We start from the raw sequence: 5,315 nt of genomic DNA on the forward strand, positions 1-5,315 counted from the left end.
ATAATACTATGTCTGCATTCAAGCTCCGCTTCAGCCGAAGTGTCCGCAAAGTTGAGCGCGTCACGGGAAGATGACGTCAGCATTAATTTCAGTTCACGTGGTGAGACCTTACTGCTCTGCCCCTCGATAATGAAAGACAAACGAGCCTGGCAGGCAAGATTTGCAACGGAACTGCTCTGCTCGATATGAAGGCGTCTACGAAGACGGGCATCATATCTCTCAGCGAACTCAAGCACATGGGAGTATTCACTGGCAAGGTTCAGTGAAGACAGGGATTCATTCTGTCCGGGCACCGACCGGGGGCAGGAAAACCGGTTCAAAAGACGCAGAGGACCTTCTTATCTTATGAATAGGATGTGTGGTTTCTCTGATCTTCATATATTCCCCTCCCGGAGACTATGCTCTCTCCACTCTATCACTATCGTTCAGAAAATGAAGCAACCGTCTACTTAACGAGGCGATCCCCGGATCGGAAAACTTCGTCGTTCTCTAGCGCACCGAGCATGAACTCAATGGCGAATCCTGCATCCCTCTTGATGAACTCCTGCCGGCAAATGAGAAAATTGTTTGCAGCCGCAGCTTTGGCTACCCGTATCACGACAATGCAGGCCATGCTGCAGGCGCTGTACCAGTCCGCTGTGCGTGCAGCGAAAAAACTCAAGGGAAAGCGTTAGTTCTCCCGGCACATCAGTGTGTTCATCCGGACGTCGGCGCATGCCTCCGGCAAGGTGTATTACGGCAACAGCGTGGGTGAAAAACTGACGCTGCCTACCAAGATACTCGGGACATAACTACCGCAGTTCTGCACGCCAGGGACCGTATCTGGCTTGACGGTCATCACTAACTGAAAGCCGAAGTTATGTTCGATGACTTATGCCACACGGCGTGAACCAGCTGAACTTTTTTGATGACAACCGGTTGAGGGCGAAAAGCACGCAGTTGATGACCGTGCTTGATGGCATCAATCAGTCCGGATTAGGGGAAGTCTGGTTTGCCGTACATAGGAGGACACTGAGTGGGAAATGAATCAGGAAGTACTCACTCCCAAGTATAATACTATCCGTTGGGGCTAGTTACCTGTTGCACATGTCCTCTAATCTCTGAATTATTCATACTTAATACTTAATACTTAATACTTAATACCATGCAGATATTGTAAATTGGCCCCTTAGATTACCAGACAGTTCCCCTCCCTCCACAGCCTTGAAGTGTAGCTGTTACTCACTCCCGAATCTGATCACAAACGCCAAGAAATATTGGCACCGACTCATAACTCATAACTCATAACTCATAACTCATAACTCATAACTCATACTTTATTCGATACAAAACCTGGCAATGCAAGAAATGATTGCACACCCTCACTACAAAGACAGAGCTTACTGGTTTGCATAGTCGGGCGCCAACTACAAGTGCTTTAAAACCTTACAATATTTTTCATACTTCATACTTCATACTTCATATAATTATGGGAAATGTATTACCTGTGAGTTCCAGCCATCCCACACTCGAACAAACACACAATACGGTAGCCTATTTACTAAAAGAGTCGTGGCTTGCAGCAAAAAATTACTGGCCTTAAATAGAGTCACTCGATCACCGCAGAATCAGAACGGTGGGAGGCTACATATCTTGTTCTGATACCGGGGCAACTGTTGTACAACATTAAGATAAGCATTTACGACTGCAGGTGAATTAAACTCATACTTATTACTTCATACTTATTACATCATAGTTCACATTTGATACTTCACATTAGTGCTCATCTAAATGTAATATGTATGAAGTATGAACTATCACCTCACACTTATTATTTAGGTAACAAATTGATATGATTACAATAGTAGGATGTAACAAGGGTGGCGCGGCGAAAACAACTACAGCAATAAATCTTGCTGTTGGACTCGCTTTAAAAGGTTTTGATGTATGTCTGGTTGATGCCGATGCACAACGCTCAGCTTCCCGCTGGTATGCCGAACGCGAGGAAGCCGACATATCACCACGCCTCACGCTGATTGAAAAAAGAGATAATATTTCATCAACATTACGCAGCCTTGATGAGAAATATGATCATGTCATCGTTGATGTGGCAGGCAGAAACAGCAAAGAGCTGATAACCGGTGGTACTGTTGCGCATCAGATAATTGCCCCCCACCAGTGCTCTCAACTGGACCTGGACACAATGGAAGAGCTCCGTCAGCAAGTCGAATCCATGCGCTATCTGAACCCGGACCTTAAGGTTTACAGCTACCAGACAATGGCAACAACTAACCCCGTACTGCAGGGAAATGAGCGCTTTGAATTTCTTGAGTATGTAAAGGAATTCGACACAATGGTTCCACTCAAATCTGTCGGTTGCTATCGCAAAGTCTATCGTGACGTAATGTCTCAGGGATTGTCAGTTCTTGAAACTGGAAATCAGAAGGCGCAGGAAGAGGTGAAATCATTATTGAGAGAGGCATTCGGATGCTGAAGAAACCCAGTGACAGGGCAAAGTCGGAACGTAAGATAGCGACAGAGGATGAGGCAGAAGCTCTCGCCCGGCAGCTCGCGGATAAACCTTATGGTGATGAACATCGTAGTGAAAACACTACTGTTTCAGAAAAACCAGAGAAACTGACCAGAACTACAATCTCTCTTCCTGAACAATTACTCAGGGAATGTGAGGATTTAGCTCTGAAAAACAAGCGTTCAGGAATTGAGCCAAAAAGCTTCAGTGCTCTGACGCGAATGGCTCTTGATATGTATCTAAACAGTATTAAGTAATACTTCGCACTTAATATTTCATACTTAAGAAGTATTAAGTGTGATTGAAATTTATTCAGAACACGAACTGTACTGGTCGGCAGCATAAAGACAGGGTAGGGCAGGGCTGCCACATTTCGGTACCATGTGAATGTCCAAATCTCGTAGTACAAGGGAGGCACAAGTGCGTGATAGCATGCATCTGTTATCATCCAAGGACTGACAGATGAAGAAAAGTAAAACAACACCGACGCCGCATGATGCAACGTTCAGGCAGTTTCTGACACAACCGGAAATTGCCCGTGATTTCATGGAGATTCATCTTCCGGCGGAGCTGCGTGCCATCTGTGACCTCAGCACCCTGAAGCTGGAGTCGGGTTCGTTCGTTGAAGACGATCTCCGCCAGTACTTCAGCGACGTGCTCTACAGCCTAAAAACCACAACCGGTGACAACGGTTATGTACATGTACTGATCGAACATCAGTCTTCCCCGGATAAACATATGGCATTCAGGCTGCTGCGTTATGCAGTGGCCGCCATGCAGCGTCATCTGGAGGCTGGTCATAAAAAGCTACCGCTGGTCATCCCAGTACTGTTCTATACAGGAAAGCGAAGCCCGTATCCATACTCCACTCGCTGGCTGGATGAGTTTGAAAGCCCAGAGGTAGCGGAAAAACTGTACAGCAGCAGTTTCCCACTGGTTGATGTTACCGTCATCCCGGATGATGAGATTGCCGGTCATCGCAGCATGGCTGCGCTGACTCTTCTGCAGAAACACATTCACCAGCGTGACCTTGCGGAATTGGTAGACAGACTGGCCCCTCTGCTGCTGGCAGGCTGGCTCTCTTCATCCCAGGTGGTATCACTGGTACACTACATAGTACAGGCAGGCGAAACGTCAGACGCCGAAGCCTTTGTACGCGAACTGGCACAGCGGGTGCCGCAACACGGAGACGCACTGATGACCATCGCACAACAGCTGGAACAGAAGGGCATTGAGAAAGGTATCGAACAGGGCATTGAGCAGGGCATCGAGAAAGGCATCCAGCTTGGCAGACAGGAAGGACGTAATGAAGGTAAGCTCGAAGTAGCCCGTACCATGCTGCAAAACGGCCTGGACATGAACACCGTCATGAAAATGACAGGTCTGAGCGAAGAAGAACTTTCTCAAATTCGCCATTAATAAATTTTGACTCCCCCCTGCCGAGCCAGCCTTTTTCATGTATCAGTGCGGAAAGGGGCGGAGTGTTAAATCACTTTCCCCTCTATTTCGATTTATCCGATTACTTTTCATTTCATTCGAATGATTATTCGGCAATCAAGTGATCGTAATGGACGATTGTTCGCATGCTTTGCCATCAGGTACTACCCAGAGGCCGGCAAGAGTATCCATATCTGCACTCTGCCCAATTTCATAGAGTTTTATGAATACGCTTTAACTTGCTCCGGATTTTCAGGCCCCTCCTGAAACACAGGGCAAGCTGTTACCCGAAATTTCAAATTACCATTATATGAGCGGATAGTGCGAATGATACAGGCCTGTAATTCGTTAATGCAGCGGTTCCATCGGACCTGTATTGCCCGAGAATACGCTTACAAGTGTCTGATTCCTTACTTACTAAATTAGCCTGAGGCAAGTAACCTTCTGTTCTAGTGTAAGCAACGGCTAAGGCCGCTTATGCGGCATTTAACTTACTTTTGATCTTTATCTTCCAGTGAACTAAGGGTTTTCAAATTCACCCGGGCGACAGAAGCTAACTAGGATGTGGGGGTGCTTGCGTTTAAAGGCGTCGCTGGTTGCCGCTTGTGCTTCGTTAAACTCAAGCAGAAGCTCATTGTCTCCCCAGCGCTTAAAACGGTAAAAAGTCAGGTCGCCATCGAAACTGATTTCAGTATCATCATCCACGCCGGACAGTTGCCGTTTCAAATCACCAACAGTCATCTTGAGTAACATATCTTGTCACCAGGAGTTTAAAAAGGATGAAAATAAATTCTAGCTGTAATGAAATGAAATAATTCAAAAAAACTCTCCTTAAAGTACACAGTTAGGAGGTGGTTTAATTATCGCATCCTCTTTTTTATAACTGGTACAGTAAGAGCTACAACGCGGAGATGGGTCATTACAGTCAGATATTTGTACGGAAAAAGGAAATTCCTTGTGCCCGTAATCGAAGGTAAAAAAGGTCTGCGACTAAACGATCTCGGTCATTATTCCCGGATGGAAAACGCATCTTGTCAGAGAAGAATTTAAACCAGATGTAATCTGACAGATACCTGTATAAATAACCGGTAACTGTCAGATCAGGTCTGAGCTAATACAATTGAGATAGTCGAGACAACAACATGCACCAGAGTTGGGTTTGTTTTGCTCAGGAGATCGTTTTGAATCAGAATTTCCCGTATCGCTGCGTCGTCAGAAAGTAGGGTTAACGTCACATCTCCTTGCATCGCAAGTTCTGGTGTATCGACTGCTGAAACGCCCTCAACCTTCACACCAGAGCGAGCGACTCCATGAGCTGACAGAATGACCTGCATCAGACAATCTTTTTGCGATAACTCTACCCATGGCT

The 5,315-nt window shown here is 46.0% G+C and carries 4 protein-coding genes and 1 pseudogene; 3 read left to right on the forward strand and 2 right to left on the reverse strand.

From position 1 onward, the window contains the following. Positions 1-1,831 precede the first annotated feature (1,831 nt). From PW844_RS21480 to PW844_RS21490, 3 genes are all read left to right on the forward strand, one after another. Positions 1,832-2,473 carry an AAA family ATPase gene (locus tag PW844_RS21480; protein WP_299456200.1) on the forward strand — a complete coding sequence of 214 codons (642 nt, stop codon included), beginning with the start codon at positions 1,832-1,834 and terminating at the stop codon, positions 2,471-2,473. Further along, positions 2,467-2,766 (forward strand): hypothetical protein, encoded by a 300-nt coding sequence (locus PW844_RS21485; protein WP_299456202.1) that lies wholly within the window; start codon positions 2,467-2,469, stop codon positions 2,764-2,766. Before PW844_RS21480 ends, PW844_RS21485 begins: the two co-directional genes overlap by 7 nt. Before the next feature lie 205 nt (positions 2,767-2,971). Next, entirely contained in the window at positions 2,972-3,928 is a 957-nt protein-coding gene (locus PW844_RS21490) for an Rpn family recombination-promoting nuclease/putative transposase (protein ID WP_299456204.1), read from the forward strand. Between the two features lie 537 nt (positions 3,929-4,465). Here the strand turns inward: PW844_RS21490 and PW844_RS21495 are convergent. Both PW844_RS21495 and PW844_RS21500 read right to left on the reverse strand, forming a co-directional pair. After that, the gene (locus tag PW844_RS21495) at positions 4,466-4,699 is read right to left on the reverse strand and encodes a hypothetical protein (RefSeq protein WP_299456206.1); all 234 of its coding nucleotides are present in this window, start codon (positions 4,697-4,699) and stop codon (positions 4,466-4,468) included. A gap of 347 nt (positions 4,700-5,046) precedes the next feature. After that, positions 5,047-5,315: pseudogene (locus PW844_RS21500) on the reverse strand (hypothetical protein); the annotation flags it as partial.

It is taken from the genome of Pantoea sp. (assembly GCF_028283705.1).
Lineage (GTDB): Bacteria > Pseudomonadota > Gammaproteobacteria > Enterobacterales > Enterobacteriaceae > Pantoea.

What these genes read in the sequence shown, in the direction of transcription:
- PW844_RS21480 (WP_299456200.1), top strand. Translation starts at nt 1,832, where the DNA reads ATGATTACAATAGTAGGATGTAACAAGGGTGGCGCGGCGAAAACAACT.
- PW844_RS21485 (WP_299456202.1), top strand. Translation starts at nt 2,467, where the DNA reads ATGCTGAAGAAACCCAGTGACAGGGCAAAGTCGGAACGTAAGATAGCG.
- PW844_RS21490 (WP_299456204.1), top strand. Translation starts at nt 2,972, where the DNA reads ATGAAGAAAAGTAAAACAACACCGACGCCGCATGATGCAACGTTCAGG.
- PW844_RS21495 (WP_299456206.1), bottom strand. Translation starts at nt 4,699, where the DNA reads ATGTTACTCAAGATGACTGTTGGTGATTTGAAACGGCAACTGTCCGGC.